The organism is Proteus sp. HMSC14B05 (assembly GCF_001808035.1).
GTDB lineage: Bacteria > Pseudomonadota > Gammaproteobacteria > Enterobacterales > Enterobacteriaceae > Proteus > Proteus mirabilis.
The window spans coordinates 324,893-346,080 of record NZ_KV792000.1 but is presented as its reverse complement, the minus strand read 5'-3'; the positions used below and the strand labels follow the sequence as shown (position 1 = coordinate 346,080).

Below are 21,188 nucleotides of genomic sequence, written 5' to 3'. Positions count from 1 at the left end.
TCGAGGTGTCATATTTTTAACCGAGTAGCGCATTTCTGCCGTAATTTGCTAGGACGACAAACAACATCGTCAGATACAGAATCGGTAGCGAGTGAAAGGCCTGTCACTGCATCTGACCGACCTAAAAAAGAAACACAAACGACTGTGCGTCGGCGTCCTGCCCTATCCGCAGACCGTCCCCGTAAGAACAAAAGTAATAACGAAAAGGCGAACGGGAGTGATTTGCCAATGACTGTGATCCCAAGAGATCAACACCCGATTTCGCGTAAAGACATCAGTGATAACGCACTAAAAGTTCTTTATCGTCTGAATAATTCAGGCTTTCAGGCTTATTTAGTGGGTGGTGGTGTACGCGATCTATTATTAGGGAAAAAACCAAAAGACTTTGATATTGCTACCAATGCAACGCCAGAAGAAGTCCGTCGATTATTTCGTAATAGCCGCTTAGTAGGTCGACGCTTTCGTCTAGCGCATATTATGTTTGGCCCCGAAGTGATTGAAGTCGCTACTTTCCGTGGCTCTCATGAAGATCATGAAACATCCGATCGCAATCAGTCACAACAAGCACAAAGCGGTATGTTGCTGCGCGACAATATCTTCGGATCGATTGAAGAAGATGCTATTCGTCGGGATTTTACCTTAAATAGTCTCTATTACGGCGTCGATGATTTTGCTGTACGTGATTATGTGGGGGGCTTGGCTGATCTTAAATCAGGTACTATTCGTTTAATTGGCTCTCCTGAAACTCGCTATCGTGAAGATCCAGTTCGGATGCTAAGAGCTATCCGCTTTGCCAGTAAACTGGATATGCGTATCGCACCGGAAACTGCAGAGCCAATTAGCCAATTAGCACCACTATTACGTAATATTCCTTCAGCACGCCTATTTGAAGAATCGCTGAAATTATTACAAACAGGACATGGTTATAAAACCTATCGGTTAATGCGCCATTTCCAACTCTTAGAGCCTCTTTTTCCATTAGTTGCCTCAAGGATCACTGAGCAGCAAGATACCCCAATGGAAAGAATGATCGAACAGGTGCTAAAGAATACCGATTATCGTATTAGTAAAGAAATGCGCGTAAATCCGGCATTCTTATTTGCAGCAATGCTATGGTATCCCTTAGTGGAGCATGCCGAAAAACTGGCTCAAGAAAGTGGACTGTCTTATTACGATGCTTTCTCAATGGCGATGAATGATATTTTAGATGAGCAATGTCGTACTATTGCGATCCCTAAACGTATCACCACCACGATGCGTGATATTTGGCAATTACAGCAGCGTTTACCTAAGCGTCAAGGGCGCCGAGCCAATAAACTGCTTGAGCATCCTAAGTTCCGTGCAGCATTTGATCTACTGGAATTACGCGCTAATGTACAAAGAAATCCTGATCTGGAAGCATTAGCCGCTTGGTGGGCTGATTTTCAGGTTTCAAACAATACACAACAACGCTCTATGGTCTCTGAATTAGGTCCAGGCCCGGTACGCAAAAGAACACGTCCTCGTAAACGTCCTCGTCACCCTAATGCAAAAAATAATGCACCAAGACAAGAGAACAAACATGAGTAAGCAACAACAGCGTGTGTATATTATTCTGGGCAGTAATTTAAACTCACCAGAACAGCAAGTAAAATCGGCGATAAAAGCGATTAGTGAAATCCCTAATACTACACTGATTGCCCAATCACCTTGGTATCGCACACGCCCTATGGGACCTCAAGATCAACCCGATTATCTCAATATGGCTGTCGCCGTTGATACTACTTTAGCCCCAGAAGAGTTGCTCGACCATACACAAGCAATTGAACTTGCCCATGGTCGTGAAAGAAAAGCAGGTAATCGTTGGGGACCTCGTACCCTTGATTTAGATATCATGTTATTTGGTGATCAAGTTATACAGACCGAACGTTTAACTGTGCCTCATTATGGACTTAAGGTGCGTGAATTTATGCTTTATCCATTGGCGGATTTAGCACCTGAACTTTGTTTCCCTGATGACGGAGAACGATTAGCAGACAGATTAGCGCTCGTACCTAAAAATGGTATGGAAAAGTGGTGATACCACATAATAAGCGTATTTGATGTTAATGGTTGATGCTGTTGACTGACAGTATCAACCCCGTTCACAACTCTTTTATATTGTTCCTTTATCGCGTTATCCCTCCCCATAAGTGATAAAATACGCCCTTCCCTCCCGCCTGTTATATCACCATTTCTAATTCTTGGATAAATATCAAAATATTTTTTATTTCTATTTTTTATTATTCAATTCACGACTTTTTCTTCGTTTTTAGTACGTAGATGCTACAATCAGCAGTTAATGTTTTTTATTTATGTCATATTCTCTTTAATAAACAAATAATTAACTGACATAAATAACTCAATTTACACGCAACACACCATGGAGTTTATTATCATGAAGCCGGTTACGCTATCTACGCTCAATCGCTATAAACAAGAAAAGAAAAAGTTTGCCACTATCACGGCTTATGATGCTAGCTTTGCTCGTCTATTTGCCAATGAAGGTATTCCTGCCATGTTAATTGGTGATTCACTCGGTATGACACTACAAGGTCATGACAGCACATTACCTGTCACCGTTGAGCAAATTGCCTATCATACCCGTTGTGTAAGAGCAGGCGCCCCTAACGCTTTCTTAATTGCTGATATGCCTTTTATGTCTTATTCCACTCCAGAGCAAGCCTGTCTTAACGCAGCTATTTTAATGCAAGCGGGAGCGAATATGGTCAAAATTGAAGGAGGAAGCTGGCTTATTCCTACAGTCAAAATGCTCACTGAACGCGCAGTGCCTGTTTGTATTCACCTAGGCTTAACCCCTCAATCTGTTAATGTGTTTGGTGGCTATAAAGTACAAGGTCGAGAAGAAGCTGCTGCAGAGCAACTTAAGCAAGATGCTATAGCGCTTGAAACCGCAGGAGCACAACTGGCTGTATTAGAATGCGTCCCCGTTTCCGTGGCAAAAACTATTACCGGATCACTCAATATTCCCGTTATCGGCATTGGTGCCGGCAATGTCACTGATGGACAAATTCTTGTGATGCATGATTTATTAGGTCTAACACCTAATGCCCCTAAATTTTCTAAAAATTTCTTACAAGAAGCTGGCTCCTTACCCGAGGCTGTCAGACTGTATGTTCAACAAGTTGAACAAAAACTGTTCCCTCAAGAACAACACTCATTTAACTGATTTATCATTTAAATTCATTAAAATAGTTTAAAGGAGTCACGCTATGCTAATTATTGAAACAACGCTTATCTTACGCCGCGAAATTAAGCGACTAAAACAAGAAGGTAAACGCATTGCATTGGTTCCGACCATGGGCAACCTGCATCAAGGTCACCTAAAACTGATAGAAGAAGCGCGTATTCATGCTGATGTGGTTATCGCCTCTATTTTTGTTAATCCAATGCAATTCGATAGAGAAGCCGATTTAGCAAACTATCCACGAACCCTACAAGAAGATTGCGAGTTACTGCGCGATAAACATGTTGATATTGTCTTTGCCCCATCAGCGAAAGAGATGTACCCAAATGGGATGGAAAACCAAACGATTGTTGAGGTTCCAGTACTTTCTTCTGTGTTAGAAGGCGCTAGTCGCCCAGGACATTTCCGCGGTGTAACAACCGTTGTAAGTAAACTATTCAACCTTGTACAGCCTGATGTCGCGCTATTTGGTGAAAAAGATTATCAACAACTGCAGATCATAAAAAAAATGGTCAGTGATTTATGTTTTGATATCAGTATTATTCCAGTCCCTATTGTGCGTGATAAAACAGGATTGGCATTTAGCTCTCGAAATCGTTTGTTATCAGATAATGAAAAACAACAAGCCCCTGTGCTTTATCAAGCTATGCAACAGATAGCCGAGCAATTAAAATCGGGAGACCTTGATGTTAACCAACTATTACAAACTGCCAAAGCAACCCTTGAACAACAAGGCTTTCGTGCTGATGAATGTTTTATTTGTGATGCACAAACACTAGCACCACTAAGCGAAGAGAGCCGATGTGCCGTTATTTTAATGGCAGCTTGGTTGGGTAACACTCGTTTAATCGATAGCCAACAAGTTAGCTTAGTCTAATGAATAATTAAAAATAGGAAACACAACAATGCTACGCACCATGTTACAAGGCAAACTTCATCGCGTAAAAGTCACCCAAGCTGATCTTCACTATGAAGGCTCTTGCGCGATTGATCAGGATTTTATGGATGCCGCTGGTATTCTTGAAAATGAAGCCATTGATATTTATAACGTTGATAATGGTGAACGTTTCTCTACTTATGCCATTTGCGCAGAAAGAGGATCTGGTATTATTTCTGTCAATGGCGCAGCCGCTCGCCGTGCTGCTGTAGGTGATCGCTTAATTATTTGCTCTTATGTGCAAATTCCAGATAGCGATGCGCGTAGCCATAAACCCAACATTGCCTATTTTGAAGGCGACAATGAAATGAAACGCATTGCTAAAGCCGTTCCCGTTCAAGTCGCTTAATCTGCCAATCCCCCTTACAAATGGAGGTTCCCTGTTTGTGAGGGGGTAATTCTGCCCTGCTAATTGTCTCGATTCAATACGCTAAAAGCGAGAGACAAAGCGCAAAAGCGTGTTTTTGCTCCCTTTTTTCTCGCATAACTTCCTGTAGCTTGTTATAAAACAGATAAATATTACCTAACAATGCTTAGCCTAATAAAAATATGATAAACGTTGCTCTCATCGATGATCACATTGTTGTGCGTTCTGGGTTTGCACAACTGCTAATGCTAGAGCCGGATATTAATATTGTCGGTGAATACGCAAATGGCCAAGAAGCTTGGCCCTATTTATTAAATGATAATATTGATGTGGCGGTGATGGATCTCTCTATGCCTGGAGAGAGTGGCCTACAATTACAAAGTCGATTAAAACAAAAACGCCCTGATTTTCGGACAATTATTTTAAGTATTTATGATACCCCCGCATTTGTACAAAGCGCTTTAGATTCCGGTGCCCATGGCTATTTAACTAAGCGCTGTGGTCCACAAGAGCTCGTTCAAGCAGTACGTGCTGTGTATCAAGGGGGCTGTTATCTCTGTGCTGATGCCATGAAAGCACTTCGACAGACACCTGAAAAAGAAGATGCTTTACATAGTTTAACCCCTCGCGAAAGAGAGATTTTTAATCTGCTAGTACAAGGTATTAATGTTAAAGCTATCGCCGTACAACTGAATCTCAGTCATAAAACGGTGCATGTTCATCGAGCCAATATACTGGGTAAATTGAACTGTGAAACAACCATTGATTTAGTCCATTTTGCATTAAACAACCAGTTAATCACCGGAACACTCTAACATGCAAAGAGGCGCACGTTTTTTTCTTCAATCTCTCTTTTTATTGTTGACCTACTCTTTACTCTGGTTGTCACTTTGGGTGATCAGTTTTTATCTTAGTCATAATGGTCAACAAGCCGCACTTTTTTTACCTCAAGGCTTACGGCTAGCATTATTTATTTTACTTTGGCGACGTTTTTGGTTGCCGATGTTATTGGCCGAATGGGGGCTTTATTACTGGCTAACTCAACAGCAATTAATTACCCATGTAACTCTTTATCTCTCACCTTTAATCAGCTTATTGGTCGCACTAGAAGTACAACGGATCTGGTGGCGTTACCCACTTTATTGGCAACGGTTAACCTTACTTATCGCCGCGGTCGGATTTAATAGCCTATTACAAGCCTTCCTACTCAGTTTTTTTCTCACGACGTCCACCAGCGCAATATTTTTGACCTCAATAACAGGTGGTATTTTATTAGCTCCCTTTGTTTTTCTACTTTATGAATATTTACGCGAATTACAAAGTCGAGTATTAATCGCCGAAATCACCCCAGAGCCACCATTGCGTACCTCCTTATTAATGTGGGTATTTCTCTTTTGTCTTATTGGATTAAGTGCACAATTCTTTCTTACCCCAGAAATTGAACGCTTATTAGTTATTCTGGTGTTTATTCCTAATGTTTTTATGGCTTATCGTTATGGTTGGCAAGGGGGGGTATTATCCGCGTTGTTAGGTAGTTTAATGATTACCTTTGCTAGACAAGTAAATGGTGCTTTTGCCGATTTGCATGAATTAGAGATGTTTTTAACAACCCAAGCCTTAATTGGTATTGGTTTAGGTATAGCTATTAGTCGCCAGCAACAACTTGCCAATAATTTACGTCATTATCAGCTACGTTTAGAGCAAGAGTTACAAGCACGCCGAGCGTTGATGGAACAACTAGTACATACCGAAGAAGATGTTAAAAAAGCCATTGCTCGTGAATTACATGATGAAATTGGACAAAATATTACAGCTATTCAAATTCAGTCAATGTTAGTAAAAAGAAGTGCAGATAACGATAAAACACGTCAGTCAGGCGAGCAAATTGAGCGATTAGCCCAACAAATACATCAATCTACCCGACAACTGCTACGCCAACTAAGGCCGCCTATTTTAGAAGAGATGTCATTAGAGAAGGCTCTACACCATTTAATTGATGAGTTCTCATTTCATGAAAATGGTATTCACTGTCATTTTCATTATGCTCTTGAAACAGAGCCTGAAAGCGACACCATTATTTTTACACTCTACCGACTAGTGCAAGAACTACTCAATAATATCAGCAAACACGCTAACGCCAGTGAGATCCACATTTCGCTTACTCAACATCAAGCACAATTACGACTGGTTGTTCATGATAATGGTATTGGCATTTTGCCTACACAACCTAATAACGGTTTTGGGCTACGAGGTATTGAAGAGCGGATCTGCGCATTGGGGGGAGAATGGGAAGTAATTAGTCAGCTTGGTACTAAAATAATTGTTAACTTACCCACAAATTCAATAGAAAAGCGTGAAAACTAGGAATTAGTCTTAGTCATCTACAACCTTCTCTCATTCTTTTTAACTGCATTTTTCTTACATTGGCAATATCAGAGAGGATGTTATGTTAGGTAAAAATTCGGCATCAATAAATAAGACCTATGATTTTTGGCGTAAAAATTTAATGTTGTCGATGATCATTGGCTATGCCACGTTTTACCTGACTCGTAAAAGCGTCAATTTTGTGATGCCCGTTATGCAAACGGAACTGCATCTAGATAAAAGTGATATTGGCTGGATAGCCAGCCTGTTTTATCTCACTTATGGTCTATCAAAATTTCTCTCTGGTATTTTCCATGACCAATACGGCTACCGTTGGTTTATGGGCGCAGGTCTGGTAATGACAGGGGTGATGAATATTATTTTTGCCTACTGTTTATCCTTTCCTGCCTTGCTTTTAGTCTGGGCACTTAATGGTTTCTTTCAAGGATGGGGTTGGCCCCCTTGTGCAAGGTTACTCACCCATTGGTATTCACGTAATGAACGCGGTTTCTGGTGGGGATTATGGAATATCTCCATCAATCTTGGCGGGATGAGTATTCCCCTTTTAACCGCTTGGTTGGCAACCCATTTTAGTTGGCAAATAGCCTTAGTTATTCCCGGCCTAATAGGTATTGTTATGGGTTTATGGCTTTGTATGCAACTAAAAGGAACACCAGCAGAAGAAGGGTTACCCACAGTAGGTGTATGGCGGCGCGATATTTTTGAATTACGTCAAGAGCAAGTATCGCCTCCGACCCCTATGTTAACCATTTTGAAAGAAAGCATCTTATTTAACCGAATGATCTGGTTACTAGGTTTTTCTTATATTTTAATTTATCTCATCCGTATGGCGATAAATGATTGGGGAAATATTTGGTTATCAGAAACCCATGGCGCTAACTTGTTAAGTGCTAATGCCATTCTTTCTCTTTTTGAGATGGGTGGATTGTTAGGCGCGTTATGTTCAGGCTGGGGCTCGGATTTATTATTCCGTGGTCAACGAGCACCAATGATATTGCTGTTTTCACTCGGGCTTTTTATCGCAGTAACAGCACTTTGGCTAATGCCAATTCATCATTATGCATTGCTTGCAGCCTGTTTTTTCAGTATCGGTTTTTTTGTGTTTGGACCACAGATGTTAATCGGACTTGCTGCCACAGAATATTGTCATAAAAACGCAGCAGGTACGGTAACAGGCTACTTGGGATTGTATGCCTATTTAGGGGCTGCAATAGCAGGTTGGCCATTAAGTCAGGTCATGGCGCATTATGGTTGGACTGGGATGTTTGTATTATTAACCAGTGCTGCGGCCTTAATGGGACTACTACTAATGCCATTGCTGATCGCTGATGTCAGTAAACGTGAGCATTTAGTTGGCCCACTTTCATTTTCCGATGACGACACATTTAAAAGGTTCTGAACATGAAACTGAAAACTCTCTCTACACTTGTTGCCGCCGGCTTAGCTCTTTCTACGGTAAGTTTATCCACCAGTGCCGCGGGTCGCTTAGTGGTTTATTGCAGTGCCACAAATGCGATGTGTGAAGCTGAAACTAAAGCTTTTGCTGAAAAATATGATGTTAAAACCACTTTTGTTCGTAATGGCTCCGGCAGTACATTAGCGAAAATAGAAGCAGAAAAACGCAATCCACAAGCTGATGTTTGGTATGGCGGAACAATGGATCCTCACTCACAAGCGGGTGAAATGGATCTGCTAGAGCCTTATGTATCCCCCAATCTTGATCAGATCATGCCACAATTTCGTGATCCGGCTAAACGCAAAGGAAACTACTCTTCTGCGGTTTATGTCGGTATTCTAGGTTTTGGTGTCAATAAAGATCGTTTAAAAGAGAAAGGTCTACCTATTCCGACCTGTTGGAAAGATTTAGTCAAACCTGAATACAAAGGTGAAATTCAAATCGCTGATCCACAAAGTTCGGGCACTGCATACACTGCATTAGCAACTTTCGATCAATTGTGGGGAACAGAGCAAGCCTTTGATTATCTGAAAAAACTAAATACCAATATCTCTCAATATACTAAATCAGGTATTGCACCAGCGCGTAACGCCGCCCGTGGTGAGGCCGCGATTGGTATCGGCTTCTTACACGACTATTCACTCGAAGTTGAAAACGGGGCACCACTAGAGCTTATCTCACCTTGTGAGGGCACAGGTTACGAAATTGGCGGTGTCAGTATCATCAAAAATGCCCGTAATATGGATAACGCTAAGTTATTTGTAGACTGGACACTCTCTAAAGAAGCACAAGAAATTAGTTGGAAAGAGGGTAAATCTTACCAAATTCTCACCAATACCACGGCTGAGTCTTCCCCGATGGCTTTGAAATTATCAGACTTAAAACTGATTAACTACGACATGGATAAATATGGCGATAGTGATGTTCGTAAGGAGCTGATAAATAAATGGGTTACCGAAGTAAAAATGGGTAAATAGCCTATCAATAGGGCGAGAGATGCTCTCGCTCTTTTTTTTACATAATAATAATGAGCTTTACTGTCGGGGGATTTATGTCTCACACACTCGCTTTGTCTGAAAAAAAGAGGTGGGATCCCATATTTTTATGGGTCCTGATTGCATGGATGGCATTTATATTAATGCCTTCATGGAGCCTTGATTATGGTCTATTTGATTCTACCGCAGATGAATTACTTACCTCTTATGGCTGGAGGAACTTAAATATCAGTCTGCTCTGGTTTTTACTTCCCAGCATACTATTAATTCGTCCTTTACATCCTGTAGGGCGAGAAAATCGTATTCGCCACTATTTTGATGCAAGTTTTGCCTTTTTCTGCGCCTTTATCACTATTGTTACCGCAACGATGGAAGGTCGTGGTCTGGGTTATTCGGTTATCGTGCTATTTATTTCATTAGGAATGATAGCCAAGCATGCTTTAACACGCTTAGAGTGGTTAGGGGGTGATAGCTTTGTGATTGGCTCATTAATCACAGTTATCGCCTTAATCGGTGTTTTTATTATCTTTCCAAGTGTCGCTATCTTTATTCCGATGTTTCAAGATAGTGCTGGCAATTTTGCCCCCTTTGAATTTATAGCCATTCTCAGCCAAGCCCATATTGTTCAGGTGATGATCAATTCAATCTTACTGTCTATCGCAGTTGGTATTGGCTGTACTTTTTTTGGTTTGATCCTCGCCATTTATACATCACGTATTGCAGTAAGATCAGCGATTATTGGTCGAGTATTTTCTATTTTACCTATTGTCACTCCCCCTTTTGTTGTGGGTTTAGGTGTGACCTTGATGATGGGACGTTCAGGTTATATCACTGAATTTTTGGCAACTTATGCAGGTTTAGAAAATACCAACTGGTTATATGGCTTTACGGGAATTTGGCTTGCACAAGTACTTGCCTTTACCCCTATGTCTTTTATGATCTTAGATGGTGCAATTAAAACAATCCATCCGTCATTAGAAGAGGCTTCTTATACCCTTAGAGCTAATCGCTACCAAACATTCTTTCATGTTTTTATGCCGTTACTAAAACCAGCATTAGCCAATGCCTTTTTGATCGTTATAGTGCAATCACTGGCTGATTTTAGTAACCCATTGGTGCTAGGTGGCAACTTTGACGTGATTGCCACTCAAATTTATTTCTATATCACCGGCTCTCAACTTGATTACCAAGCAGCAAGTACCTTAGGTGCTTCACTGTTGGTATTCTCATTATTAGTGTTCTGCATTCAATATATGTGGATTGGCAAACGCTCATATGTCACGGTGTCAGGTAAATCCTATCGTGGTGATGTTCAACCATTACCCACCTCCTTAGTAACCTTTGTCACTAGTGTGCTGGGTATTTGGGTTATCTTTAATATCTTACTCTATGGCAGCATTTTCTACGGTAGCTTTACGGTTAACTGGGGAGTGGATTACACCTTAACCTTTGATAACTTTATTAAATTATTTGGTCAAGGGATGAGCGACGGCGCATGGCCATCATTACTTGATACCTTACTTTATGCAGGTATCGCAGCACCTATTACCGCTATTTTAGGGCTTTTGATCGCCTATATTGTCGTGCGCCAAGATTTTAAAGGTAAAAAGAGTATCGAATTTACGACCATGCTCTGTTTTGCCGTTCCCGGTACTGTTGCGGGGGTCTCTTATATCTTGGCATTTAATGATTCGCCGTTTTATTTAACAGGAACGGCAGCCATTGTGATTATCTCAATGACCATGCGTAACGTGCCCGTGGGAATACGAGCGGGTATTGCAGGATTGGGACAAATCGATAAATCGTTGGATGAGGCGTCATTAAGTTTAAGAGCAAATTCCATGCGAACTATTTTGTATGTGCTATTGCCTTTATTACGCCCCGCTATTTTATCCGCTTTAATTTATAGTTTTGTCCGCGCGATAACCACCGTCAGTGCGATTGTATTCTTAGTCACCCCTGAAACTCGCGTTGCTACCGCTTATATTTTAAATCGTGTTGAAGATGGTGAATACGGCGTCGCAATTGCCTATGGCTCGATTTTAATCATCGTGATGTTGGCTATTATTTTCTTATTTGACTATTTGATTGGCGAAGCCCGTGTTTCACGCTCTAAAGCCAAAAATGCACAGTAATACGGAGTATAAATCATGACACAATCACATTTCGTTGAACTGAAAAATATTGTTAAGCGTTTTGGTACAAACACGGTAATTGACACGCTCAGTTTATCTATTCCTCAAGGAAAAATGGTTTCGTTATTGGGGCCATCAGGTTGCGGTAAAACGACAGTACTACGCTTAGTAGCTGGATTAGAAAAACCGACAGAAGGTAAAATTTTTATTGATGGTGAAGATGTTACTGATCGCTCAATCCAACAACGTGATATTTGTATGGTGTTTCAGTCTTACGCCCTGTTCCCTCATATGTCCTTAGGTGACAACATTGGTTATGGCTTAAAAATGTTAGGTCGCCCAAAGGCAGAGATCAAACAGCGAGTGGCAGAGGCTCTAGCGTTGGTAGATTTAGCAGGATTTGAAGATCGTTTTGTCGATCAGATTTCAGGCGGTCAGCAACAACGAGTGGCATTAGCTCGTGCTTTGATCTTAAAACCCAAAGTGCTGTTATTTGATGAGCCATTAAGTAATCTGGATGCTAACTTGCGCCGTAGCATGAGGGAGAAAATTCGTGAATTACAACAACAGTTTAATATCACCTCCCTGTATGTTACCCATGACCAAAGTGAAGCTTTTGCTGTTTCCGATATGGTGTTAGTGATGAATAAAGGCAAAATAATGCAATTAGGTTCACCACAAACTTTATATCGCCAACCGGCCTCTGAGTTTATGGCAAGTTTTATGGGAGATGCCAATCTCTTCCCTGCTACTCTAGGGGCTGATTATGTTGATATTTTTAATTATCGCTTACCTCGCCCCGAGAACTTTAACAGCAACAAAACCGAAATTAGAGTGGGTGTCAGACCTGAAGCTATTACCTTATCTCAACAAGGTGAAGCTTGTCAGCAATGTACAATAATCCATGTCGCCTATATGGGACCACAATATGAGGTGACTGTTGCATGGCAAAATCAAACATTGTTATTACAAGTGAATGCAACCCAACTTCAACCTAATGAAGGTGATAGCTATTATCTACAAATCCATCCTTATGGGATGTTTATCTTAGAATAATGGCTTTTATTTTAGTGAGTGAGGCACCCAATGGGTGCCTCTTTTTTTATCGTTATAAACTACAGCATCTTCCCCTGATGTGACATCCTGGTGTAAATACAGAAGTGATATTACAGATAAGCTTATAATCTTATCCTTTGTTTTATAAGGTTATTATTTGTTTTGTTGTTATATGGTTGCTATTCCCCTTGCGCAAGATATTTTTGCATTTCATCAGTTGGCACCATACCGCCTCCCGTCGCCCATACTAAATGCGTCGCATTGTGCATTTTTTGACTATCAAGTGATAAACCTTGTAGATAATCTTTAGCTTGAGAAACATGAATAGCCCCTGTCATTCCTGCTAAAGCGGAAGGCTCTAACTGGATCCCTTCTTCTTTGTTTAACAAGCTCAATAAGTTATATAACTCTTGATCATCAATGGTGTAATAGCCATCAATCAAACGCTCCATTGCCCGTCCAACAAAGCCAGAGGCTCTACCTACCGCCAAACCATCAGCAGCAGTAATATTGTCGATACCCACTTCTTGAACAGAAATACCATCATGTAACTGGGTATAGACCCCAAGTAACATACAAGGAGAATGGGTTGGCTCAGCAAATAGACAATGTACTGCATCACCAAATGCCAGTTTTAACCCAAAAGCAACACCACCAGGCCCTCCGCCTACACCACATGGCAGATAGACAAACAGAGGATGTTCACTATCGACCGGAATATTAAGCGTTTCAAATTGATGTTTTAAACGTAATCCAGCGACGGCATAACCCAAGAATAATGTTTTTGAATTTTCATCATCAATAAAGAAACAACGAGGATTTTTTTCTGCCTCTTTACGTCCTTGTTCAACCGCAATACTGTAATCTTGCTCATATTCCACAACATTAACACCATGAGCGCGTAGCTTGTCTTTTTTCCATTGACGAGCATCCGCAGACATATGAACACTAACGCTAAAGCCCAGTTTTGCACTCATAATGCCAATCGACATTCCTAAGTTACCCGTGGAGCCGACGGCAATACTGTATTGGCTAAAAAATTTGCGGAATTCATCAGAAAATAATTTTTCATAATTATCCTCTGTGGTCAGAAGCCCAGCCTCTATGGCTAATTTTTCAGCGTGAGTGAGTACTTCATAAATCCCCCCGCGCGCTTTAATTGAACCAGAAATAGGTAAGTGGCTATCCTTTTTCAAACGCAATTGTCCCTCAATAAGGGTGTTATAGCGCTTTTCTAGTGCCTCTTTCATTTGAGGGATATCCACAACGGCTGATTCGATGATCCCCTCAGTTGATGCGGTTTCTGGAAAGGCTTTCATTAAATAAGGTGCAAAACGTTGTAATCTTGCCTGTGCATCCATCACATCATTTTGCGTTAAACCTACATAAGGAAGTCCCTGGTCAGTTGAGGTAACATTGGGGTTAAACCAAACCACCTCTTTTAAATCCACTAAATCACGTACTAGTGGATAATCATTTTTTAATTTATTTATATCTATCGTGGTCATCGTCATTCTCTTTTATATGACAAAAGAAAGCATAAAAGTGCCCCCTAATGCCACAAATGAAGCAATAAAGGTCGCGATACTATAAAAACGGAAAGTTTCGCTTAATGTGGCATTACAATACTGTTTTACTAACCAAAATAGGGAGTCTGTGACAATCGTACAGCCAATAGCCCCAGAGCCAATTGCCAATGTAATAATTTCAGGGCTAATATCTGGATACATTGGCATTAATGGTGCAACGATAGCGGTCGCCCCCATCATAGCAACCGTTGCTGATCCTACTGCTGCATGCAGAATAATCGCTACTAGCCAAGCTAATAAAATAGGATGCATATCCAAATTAGAGAGGATCACCGCCAATGAATCGCTTAAACCACTCCCTTTTAAAATGCCGTTAAATGCGCCCCCAGCACCAATAATTAACAAAATATTGGCAATAGAGCTAAAACTATCTTCTGTTTTTTTCAATAGGGTACTCATGCCCATATTACGGCGAATACCTAAAATATAGTAAGCAACAAAAGCAGCAATAAACATTGCCGTAATCGGGTTACCAATAAATTGTAATGCAATATAAACCGAAGTGCCTTTTTCCATATTAAGCTCTGCGGCGGTCTTAATCAGCATCAGAACAATAGGTAATAAAACCGTAAATAATGTCGCCCCAAGTGAAGGTAAATCTTTTTCTTGACGAATTTCCATATCAGAAAATGCTTCTGGTACGGTTTTAAAAGGTAAGCGCTCACCCAATACTTTTAAGAAAAGAGGCCCGCCCACTAATGAGGCTAATAATCCAACAGCAAGACCGGCAACGATCACCGTTCCCATATCTGCCCCTAACTCATTAGTGACAAAAAGCGCTGCTGGGTGTGGAGGAACAATACAATGCACGGCCATTAATGCAGTACATAAAGGGATGGCGAGTTTTAATAATGAGGTGTTTGTTTTTTTAGCAATAGAGAATGCTAATGGAATAAGTAGCACTACCCCTACTTCAACAAACAGGGTAATACCACAAATCAGTCCCACCAATACCATAATAACATCCGGTGATAACCAACGGCATTTTTGTAAGGTGATACCGATGCGCTCTGCCGCCCCCGATATTTCCATCATTTTACCGAGAATAGTACCCAAACCAATAATGGCGGCTAAAAATCCCAGCGTTCCCCCAATCCCATTTTCAATTGCACTGACCATTTCTAATGGGTTCATTTTCATTGCCATACCGACAAAAAAACTGGCAAGTAGTAGTGCTAAAAATGGATGAAACTTAAGTTTTATTATAGTAAAAACAATGAGCAAGATACTTATAATCAGAGTACCTAGTACCCATAGTGTCGGTTCCATAGATCAATCCCTAATTTTTATTTATTGTTAAACATATTGAATATTAATCATTCGACACTTACAAATGATGAAAATAGATACTAAGATGAATTCAATTAAGCCAAATAGGTGATCAGATGCACAAATATTTATCATTTAGATTTCATCTTGGCTATCTTTCACCTTAACATTAACTTGATTATTACCTTACGTTACTAATAATAATTAAATGAGAATAAAAAATGTTTGGATCTTCTAACGTGATTTTGAGAAATAAGCGCTTATCCAGTTATCAATTAGCACGACTTCACACTTTTGAAGCAACAGGACGGCATTTATCATTCGCTTTAGCCGCAGAGGAATTGTCCTTGACGCCTAGCGCGATTAGCCATCGTATTAATACACTAGAGAAAGAATTAGGGATAAAGCTATTTAATCGCTTTCATCGGCGTATTGAATTAACCGAAGAAGGTGAACGTATTTATTGGGCATTGAAAAAAACACTTGAAGATATTAATCAAGAGATTTTAGATATCTATAATCAAGAAATATCTGGCGTATTAACGGTGTATTCTCGCCCTTCTATTGCGCAATGTTGGCTTGTACCTCGTATTTCTGATTTTACTCAACGCTATCCTTCTATTGAATTAAACTTACTTACTGGCAATGACGATATTAATTTTCGTGGTTATGGTATCGATCTCGCTATCTATTTCGATGATAAACACCTGAAAAATCTCTATTGTGAAGATTTAATCTCAGAATCAATTATTCCTGTTTGTAGCCCTGAATATGCTGCTCGCCATGAATTAGTAGGTAATATCCATCACCTTGCTAATTGTACTTTGTTACATGATAGACAAGCTTGGAGTAATAACTCTGATTTTGATGAATGGCGCGCTTGGAGTGAATATATGGGATTAGGATTATTTCCAAATAAAAGTAATATTTGTTTTGATCGCTCTGATTTAGCTGTTATTGCTGCCGTTAATCATTCCGGTGTCGCAATGGGGCGTAAACGCTTAATTCAAAAACAACTCGCAAATAATGAATTAATAATCCCTTTTGATAATTGTGAGTTTTTTTGTGCACAACGCTATTATCTGGTTACCCGCGATGAAAAGAGTAACGCTAAAGTACAGCTTTTTATTCAATGGCTGAAAAAACAGATCTTACAAGGGATGTGATCTGACAAAATAACAAAGAGATCGATTTAATCTAAACCGATCTCTTACTCATTAAAATGATGATGATGAAATTAATCCGCTAAAAAGTGTTTATCTTCAAGGACAATTAATGGCTCAATATCACTGTCTTTTTTTATCACTAATGTCGGATCAGAGCGTAAGCAACAACCACCATAATGTCCATCTACCGTAAAGGTACAAACCTGAATATATCGGTTAGACACTTTTGGCAAACACCATAATTCTTGATAAATATTTTCTTGATGTTCAAATTGACCACTGGTTTCACCTAATACATTTTCTTGGTGATCAACTAAACCAATATTACTACCACAGCGCCCAGCAATAGGCTTAACCGCATAACCACTCTGTGACAAACGTGGGGTTAAAGTGAACTCAGTATCAAGTAGATAAGGGTTATCTGGGAAAAGTTGCCACAAAATAGGTAATATCGCTTTATTACTTGGAATAAGAGTCCAAAGAGGTTCAAAAACCGTGATTTCAGGGCGTAAAAGGACATCAACTAAACGAACTTCTCCCGCCGGATCACCAATACGAATAGGAATAAGTGACTGTTGTTCACTCTCTTCTCTTAGTTGATCTAACGCGGTTTCCCAAGCCCATGTTTTCCACACACATTCAACAATACGTTTATCACCATCAATTAACTGACCACGACTATTCCAATGCAGCTCTTTTAATCCACGCAGAATTTTGCTGCTATAACCGGCTTTAGTCAGCGCTTGTTGCATAAATCGAGCATGATAATCTTCTTCATTATCATCATCTTGAAGAATATGTACAAATGGCTTCGCATCACTGTGTTTCCATGCATCTGATAACGCATCTAATAGACGTTCACCCGGGTTATAACCTGCTTTAATGCCGCCCTGTTTAGCCCATTTTTCAATAATTAATCCGGCTTCAGTATGGCAAGATGCAGAATCAGCGTTATATTCATACACCTTGATACCACGCTCATCCATACAAAAATCTAACCGTCCAGTGATCATTTGATGACGTCTATTTTGCCATGATAGGCGGATACGGGGCCATAACACTTCAGGGATCGCAAATAAACGCAGTAAATTATCGTCTTTCAGCACTTTTTCCGTTGCATGCAAATACATCAAATGCATTTCATTACTAGCACGTATAAGTTCATGCTCAGCACTTTCTGAAATAGTGAAATATTCATAGCTGTCTTGATTAATCGTATGACCGTGCTGTGCTAGCACATAGGCTTTTTCTAACGGATCGCTTTCATCTAGCCATTTTCCAGCAAATTGCCCCTTATTGGCTAATTTGGCCTCATGAATAGCTAACAATTCAGGGGCAACTTTAGGTTGAGGTAAACTGTAGGCATTAGGTTCTGTTTGGATCATCCAACCTAGCAAGGTGGTATTATCAAAGGTATCTTCGATAAAATAGCCATTATCACTCACTTTAAGCGGTAACTCTCGTGTCCATTGTTGACCTCGCGGTAACCTAGTGTGGATCACATTTTGTTCTGCAATACGGATTTTATCTTCTAATACTTCGGTAATAACCGCCACATGACCGGTGACTTTAAACTCTCCCCCTTCTTGCCAAATAAGCAACGCTCCTACCGTCGGTGGCTGTTTGCTGCCATTTGCAAAAGCTTGCAAGGGTAAAATATCGTCATCAATCGTTCTCCGTAAGAAACGTAACGAGAAGATCTCATAAGCCATTCCCACATCAGTAAAAACAACCCCGTAATGTAAATAGAGAAAACGGCGTGCAAATTCAACACATTGCCACTTATGCCCCATATACTCATTACCAATATAACTACGGAATGAATCATTGGCGGCATAATCTTCTTTATCTATACTGCTGTAATCTGAAGAGTAAATCGCAACACCACCTGGTGCATAACCGAGTAATGTTCCAAATGGTTCATGACGAATGATCTCTTTTACATTCATAATCTCGACCTTGACGATAATTAGGTAATGACTCTGTAATACTTATAATCACCATGTATTATAAGTAACCATCTTAACGCTATCGTCTATCTGATGTGAATGTAAATTTATCAATTTAGATAAAGTAAAAATAATCGAGTTGATTCGATGACATAAAGCTGATTGCGGATTTGACCTGACAAAAAAACTCAAAAATAGTCTGTTATAAATAATATATAACGCCTATTTTTGAGTGTAATCAGTCAAAGAGGTGTTTATCATTTGTTATTCTCCTTTCTTATTTACTCCTTCTCAATCATAAATGCGAGTCTATATAAGTAGAAAAATTGCGTTTATACAATATATAGCACTCTCTATCAAAAAAATGCCGTTTTTCATTCTGCCAAAGTAATTTTTTTTAACATAGGATAAAAAATTAATTATCAATAATAATTTTGTGACTATAAATAATTTACTCAACTAACCGATAACAAAAAGTATGAATTTGACTCATTCAAGTAGGAGAGCTTGAGCTCGTTAAAATTCAGCTTAAAAAACATTGATATTTAATGAAATATTATCAGTAGTTGATAGGAGGAAAGAGGTCACCAATGTCAAAAGTTTATCCTATTTCTCAAATTATTGGACATAAAATTCGCCAACAGCGCCAACACTTGCGTTTATCCGCTAAAGCAGTGGCTGAAAGAGTCGGCGTTAGCCAACAGCAATTTTCACGCTATGAGAATGGGCTATGTAAAATTGATGTTGATATGCTTTTCCTTATTGCTAAAGAATTAAATGTTACACCAACCGCTTTTCTTCCTTCACCGCTTAATGAAGATCCTATCGCTTCTTCCAGCGCTGTCACCCAATCTAAACTATTTTGGAGTGCACAGAGTCAAATTTAATGACCTAAATAACCGTTAATTAGGATCTATAGTGAATTTTTTCGCAAAAGGTATTATTTTGCATTTTTCAATATAAATACAAGTTAGTAACTCCCCCACCTTGTTGAACAGCACCCAAAAAATTGGGCTCTTTTAATCCAAATTGAAGGGTGCTTATTTAAAAAAGCGAATCGCCTTTATTCAACAGAAAAAACAAAACAGATAATGTCGTTTTGCTCCAATTTAATTAATGCCTCATTGAGTCATTAGGTTATTTTTTTGCTAAAATAAAAATAGTTATCTAATAACATCTGAACTCACTTAATAACCATAACATTAAAAAGTGGTAAAAATATGAACAACAACAACGACGAACTCAATAATGCTCTATATCGAGTCGCTTTAGTGTTAGATAAAGGGCTTGAATCAACAAGAGAACTAGCAGCTGGTTATGTAGAAACAATGGGATTGGGGTTTGATAGATCTGTTAGGAATCTATCGTATTTTTTTGATGGCTATGAAGATGTCTATGAAAATATAAAATATGAAGATGATAGATTTTTTTTAATGGTCAAGGAAACTTTTAAAGGTAATAACCCAATAAGAGCAATTATCATAAGATACTTAGAACACCTTTTTACTAATCTGAACGATGATGAAATGAATAATCTTAAAACCCTATTAAGAGGTGTATTCCTTACATCTGGGGCACTAGTAACAACAGGAGGAGTTCGTGTTTACATAGCCACAGCCGCATCTGAACTTATATATAATACGGTACTAAGAAATGCCATTGCCCACAAGTTAATTAGAGGTGGTGGAAATATAGCAATGGCTTTTGTGGGAGGGTATGGCATCATAGAGATGGCTTCTCAAGCAAAGGAAAGATTACGCTATAGCAATCCTACTCTGTATTATGACCTTGTTTTAATGAATTTAGAAATGGGGTATTTTATAGTAGAACCAAATATATCAAAATGGTTATATATGATAGGATCTGAAAAGAAAAGTGTTGATGAAGTTTATCGAGCAATAAATGGATTAATTTATAATTAATGGTAATTAAGTGATGAAAAATTTTTTCGTATCGATTCTTGATAGTATCAGATATAGCGTAATTGCATTTTTTTTACTGGCTATGTTTAGATTACCTGAATCATCATTTGTCGCAGGGCTATTGTTTTCACTTTTACTACTCCTATATCTAAAAAAAATATACTATTACCTACGTAAAGCAACTTATAAAATCTTCAAATAATATTTTGCTCGTTTATGGAATATCCACTTGTACCAGCACAAATATGGTTCCATGAAATAGACTCATATCGTAGTAATATTTTTTCATGGGAGACGATAGAGTATCCGTTAGATGATTCTGGTGAAGATTGTGTAAAATCCACAATAGTTGCATTACTCAATTTAATTTCAAAATATTTTTCTAAAATACCAAATTGGTTTATCCTGAAAAAGTCAAAATTAGCATCTAATAATTCATTATTAGATATGGCAACGCCTAATAACGGGGATGACTTATCAATTGGTTTAATGAATAAAACTGGATGGTGGACTGAATTTTGCATCCTGCTTATTGTGTAATTTAAACTTAAAACCTGTATTTGATCTTTATGGCCTGTTTGATATCTATTACCAATTGAATCAACTGTAGAACAATTAGCTGATATTAATCCTTGTTTTTTACCTTTTAAGGTTAAGTATTTTACGTCAGACATAACCACTCCATTTAATTCAGTCTATAATGATATTAACAGAATAATTTTAAAATTACATTAAA

18 protein-coding genes are annotated in these 21,188 nt (G+C 39.1%); 14 read left to right on the top strand and 4 right to left on the bottom strand.

What is annotated here, in order from left to right:
• The first annotated feature begins 12 nt into the window (after window positions 1-12).
• The 11 genes from pcnB (at window position 13) to fbpC (ending at window position 12,557) form a co-directional block, all read left to right on the top strand.
• The gene (gene pcnB, locus HMPREF3129_RS15570) at window positions 13-1,569 is read left to right on the top strand and encodes a polynucleotide adenylyltransferase PcnB (protein WP_369946343.1); all 1,557 of its coding nucleotides are present in this window, start codon (window positions 13-15) and stop codon (window positions 1,567-1,569) included.
• On the top strand, window positions 1,562-2,059 hold the full coding sequence (folK, locus tag HMPREF3129_RS15565) for a 2-amino-4-hydroxy-6-hydroxymethyldihydropteridine diphosphokinase (protein ID WP_004245001.1): 498 nt from the start codon (window positions 1,562-1,564) through the stop codon (window positions 2,057-2,059). The genes pcnB and folK overlap by 8 nt, the downstream gene beginning before the upstream one ends.
• Before the next feature lie 357 nt (window positions 2,060-2,416).
• The gene (gene panB / locus HMPREF3129_RS15560) at window positions 2,417-3,208 is read left to right on the top strand and encodes a 3-methyl-2-oxobutanoate hydroxymethyltransferase (protein ID WP_036919821.1); all 792 of its coding nucleotides are present in this window, start codon (window positions 2,417-2,419) and stop codon (window positions 3,206-3,208) included.
• 43 nt (window positions 3,209-3,251) lie between these two features.
• On the top strand, window positions 3,252-4,103 hold the full coding sequence (panC, locus tag HMPREF3129_RS15555; RefSeq protein WP_004252507.1) for a pantoate--beta-alanine ligase: 852 nt from the start codon (window positions 3,252-3,254) through the stop codon (window positions 4,101-4,103).
• Between the two features lie 28 nt (window positions 4,104-4,131).
• Window positions 4,132-4,512 (top strand): aspartate 1-decarboxylase, encoded by a 381-nt coding sequence (panD, locus tag HMPREF3129_RS15550; protein ID WP_004247282.1) that lies wholly within the window; start codon window positions 4,132-4,134, stop codon window positions 4,510-4,512.
• A gap of 200 nt (window positions 4,513-4,712) precedes the next feature.
• The gene (locus HMPREF3129_RS15545) at window positions 4,713-5,345 is read left to right on the top strand and encodes a response regulator transcription factor (RefSeq protein ID WP_004245006.1); all 633 of its coding nucleotides are present in this window, start codon (window positions 4,713-4,715) and stop codon (window positions 5,343-5,345) included.
• A gap of 1 nt (window position 5,346) precedes the next feature.
• Window positions 5,347-6,894, top strand: a complete 1,548-nt coding sequence (locus tag HMPREF3129_RS15540) for an MASE1 domain-containing sensor histidine kinase (protein ID WP_004245007.1) — start codon at window positions 5,347-5,349, stop codon at window positions 6,892-6,894.
• An 82-nt stretch (window positions 6,895-6,976) separates the two neighbouring features.
• Complete coding sequence (gene uhpC, locus HMPREF3129_RS15535) at window positions 6,977-8,314, top strand: MFS transporter family glucose-6-phosphate receptor UhpC (RefSeq protein WP_004247280.1); 1,338 nt, start codon at window positions 6,977-6,979, stop codon at window positions 8,312-8,314.
• A gap of 2 nt (window positions 8,315-8,316) precedes the next feature.
• On the top strand, window positions 8,317-9,348 hold the full coding sequence (locus HMPREF3129_RS15530) for an ABC transporter substrate-binding protein (RefSeq protein ID WP_004247279.1): 1,032 nt from the start codon (window positions 8,317-8,319) through the stop codon (window positions 9,346-9,348).
• Between the two features lie 74 nt (window positions 9,349-9,422).
• Complete coding sequence (locus tag HMPREF3129_RS15525; RefSeq protein WP_070487121.1) at window positions 9,423-11,501, top strand: ABC transporter permease; 2,079 nt, start codon at window positions 9,423-9,425, stop codon at window positions 11,499-11,501.
• A 15-nt stretch (window positions 11,502-11,516) separates the two neighbouring features.
• The gene (gene fbpC, locus HMPREF3129_RS15520) at window positions 11,517-12,557 is read left to right on the top strand and encodes a ferric ABC transporter ATP-binding protein (protein ID WP_004245012.1); all 1,041 of its coding nucleotides are present in this window, start codon (window positions 11,517-11,519) and stop codon (window positions 12,555-12,557) included.
• A gap of 179 nt (window positions 12,558-12,736) precedes the next feature.
• Here the strand turns inward: fbpC and HMPREF3129_RS15515 are convergent, their stop codons facing one another.
• Window positions 12,737-14,065 (bottom strand): D-serine ammonia-lyase, encoded by a 1,329-nt coding sequence (locus tag HMPREF3129_RS15515; RefSeq protein ID WP_004252512.1) that lies wholly within the window; start codon window positions 14,063-14,065, stop codon window positions 12,737-12,739.
• 12 nt (window positions 14,066-14,077) lie between these two features.
• Window positions 14,078-15,415 (bottom strand): D-serine transporter DsdX, encoded by a 1,338-nt coding sequence (gene dsdX, locus HMPREF3129_RS15510; protein WP_004245014.1) that lies wholly within the window; start codon window positions 15,413-15,415, stop codon window positions 14,078-14,080.
• 221 nt (window positions 15,416-15,636) lie between these two features.
• On the opposite strand from dsdX, the gene dsdC reads away from it, so the two are divergent.
• Window positions 15,637-16,581: a DNA-binding transcriptional regulator DsdC gene (dsdC, locus tag HMPREF3129_RS15505; RefSeq protein ID WP_004247275.1), complete on the top strand. Its 945-nt coding sequence runs from the start codon at window positions 15,637-15,639 to the stop codon at window positions 16,579-16,581.
• A gap of 71 nt (window positions 16,582-16,652) precedes the next feature.
• Here the strand turns inward: dsdC and gss are convergent, their stop codons facing one another.
• Window positions 16,653-18,530 carry a bifunctional glutathionylspermidine amidase/synthase gene (gene gss, locus HMPREF3129_RS15500; protein WP_012367498.1) on the bottom strand — a complete coding sequence of 626 codons (1,878 nt, stop codon included), beginning with the start codon at window positions 18,528-18,530 and terminating at the stop codon, window positions 16,653-16,655.
• 590 nt (window positions 18,531-19,120) lie between these two features.
• On the opposite strand from gss, the gene HMPREF3129_RS15495 reads away from it, so the two are divergent.
• A complete protein-coding gene (locus HMPREF3129_RS15495; protein WP_004245017.1) occupies window positions 19,121-19,417 on the top strand; it encodes a helix-turn-helix domain-containing protein in 297 nt (98 codons plus the stop codon).
• A gap of 333 nt (window positions 19,418-19,750) precedes the next feature.
• Entirely contained in the window at window positions 19,751-20,452 is a 702-nt protein-coding gene (locus HMPREF3129_RS15490; RefSeq protein WP_004245018.1) for a hypothetical protein, read from the top strand.
• 194 nt (window positions 20,453-20,646) lie between these two features.
• Here the strand turns inward: HMPREF3129_RS15490 and HMPREF3129_RS15485 are convergent, their stop codons facing one another.
• Window positions 20,647-21,126, bottom strand: coding sequence for an Hcp family type VI secretion system effector (locus HMPREF3129_RS15485; protein ID WP_004245019.1), 480 nt, complete (start codon window positions 21,124-21,126; stop codon window positions 20,647-20,649).
• Between the last annotated feature and the right edge of the window lie 62 nt (window positions 21,127-21,188).

What these genes read in the sequence shown, in the direction of transcription:
- HMPREF3129_RS15530 (WP_004247279.1), top strand. Translation starts at nt 8,317, where the DNA reads ATGAAACTGAAAACTCTCTCTACACTTGTTGCCGCCGGCTTAGCTCTT.
- HMPREF3129_RS15545 (WP_004245006.1), top strand. Translation starts at nt 4,713, where the DNA reads ATGATAAACGTTGCTCTCATCGATGATCACATTGTTGTGCGTTCTGGG.
- uhpC (WP_004247280.1), top strand. Translation starts at nt 6,977, where the DNA reads ATGTTAGGTAAAAATTCGGCATCAATAAATAAGACCTATGATTTTTGG.
- HMPREF3129_RS15540 (WP_004245007.1), top strand. Translation starts at nt 5,347, where the DNA reads ATGCAAAGAGGCGCACGTTTTTTTCTTCAATCTCTCTTTTTATTGTTG.
- HMPREF3129_RS15490 (WP_004245018.1), top strand. Translation starts at nt 19,751, where the DNA reads ATGAACAACAACAACGACGAACTCAATAATGCTCTATATCGAGTCGCT.
- fbpC (WP_004245012.1), top strand. Translation starts at nt 11,517, where the DNA reads ATGACACAATCACATTTCGTTGAACTGAAAAATATTGTTAAGCGTTTT.
- panB (WP_036919821.1), top strand. Translation starts at nt 2,417, where the DNA reads ATGAAGCCGGTTACGCTATCTACGCTCAATCGCTATAAACAAGAAAAG.
- HMPREF3129_RS15495 (WP_004245017.1), top strand. Translation starts at nt 19,121, where the DNA reads ATGTCAAAAGTTTATCCTATTTCTCAAATTATTGGACATAAAATTCGC.
- gss (WP_012367498.1), bottom strand. Translation starts at nt 18,530, where the DNA reads ATGAATGTAAAAGAGATCATTCGTCATGAACCATTTGGAACATTACTC.
- dsdC (WP_004247275.1), top strand. Translation starts at nt 15,637, where the DNA reads ATGTTTGGATCTTCTAACGTGATTTTGAGAAATAAGCGCTTATCCAGT.
- panC (WP_004252507.1), top strand. Translation starts at nt 3,252, where the DNA reads ATGCTAATTATTGAAACAACGCTTATCTTACGCCGCGAAATTAAGCGA.
- HMPREF3129_RS15515 (WP_004252512.1), bottom strand. Translation starts at nt 14,065, where the DNA reads ATGACCACGATAGATATAAATAAATTAAAAAATGATTATCCACTAGTA.
- HMPREF3129_RS15485 (WP_004245019.1), bottom strand. Translation starts at nt 21,126, where the DNA reads ATGTCTGACGTAAAATACTTAACCTTAAAAGGTAAAAAACAAGGATTA.
- HMPREF3129_RS15525 (WP_070487121.1), top strand. Translation starts at nt 9,423, where the DNA reads ATGTCTCACACACTCGCTTTGTCTGAAAAAAAGAGGTGGGATCCCATA.
- dsdX (WP_004245014.1), bottom strand. Translation starts at nt 15,415, where the DNA reads ATGGAACCGACACTATGGGTACTAGGTACTCTGATTATAAGTATCTTG.
- panD (WP_004247282.1), top strand. Translation starts at nt 4,132, where the DNA reads ATGCTACGCACCATGTTACAAGGCAAACTTCATCGCGTAAAAGTCACC.
- folK (WP_004245001.1), top strand. Translation starts at nt 1,562, where the DNA reads ATGAGTAAGCAACAACAGCGTGTGTATATTATTCTGGGCAGTAATTTA.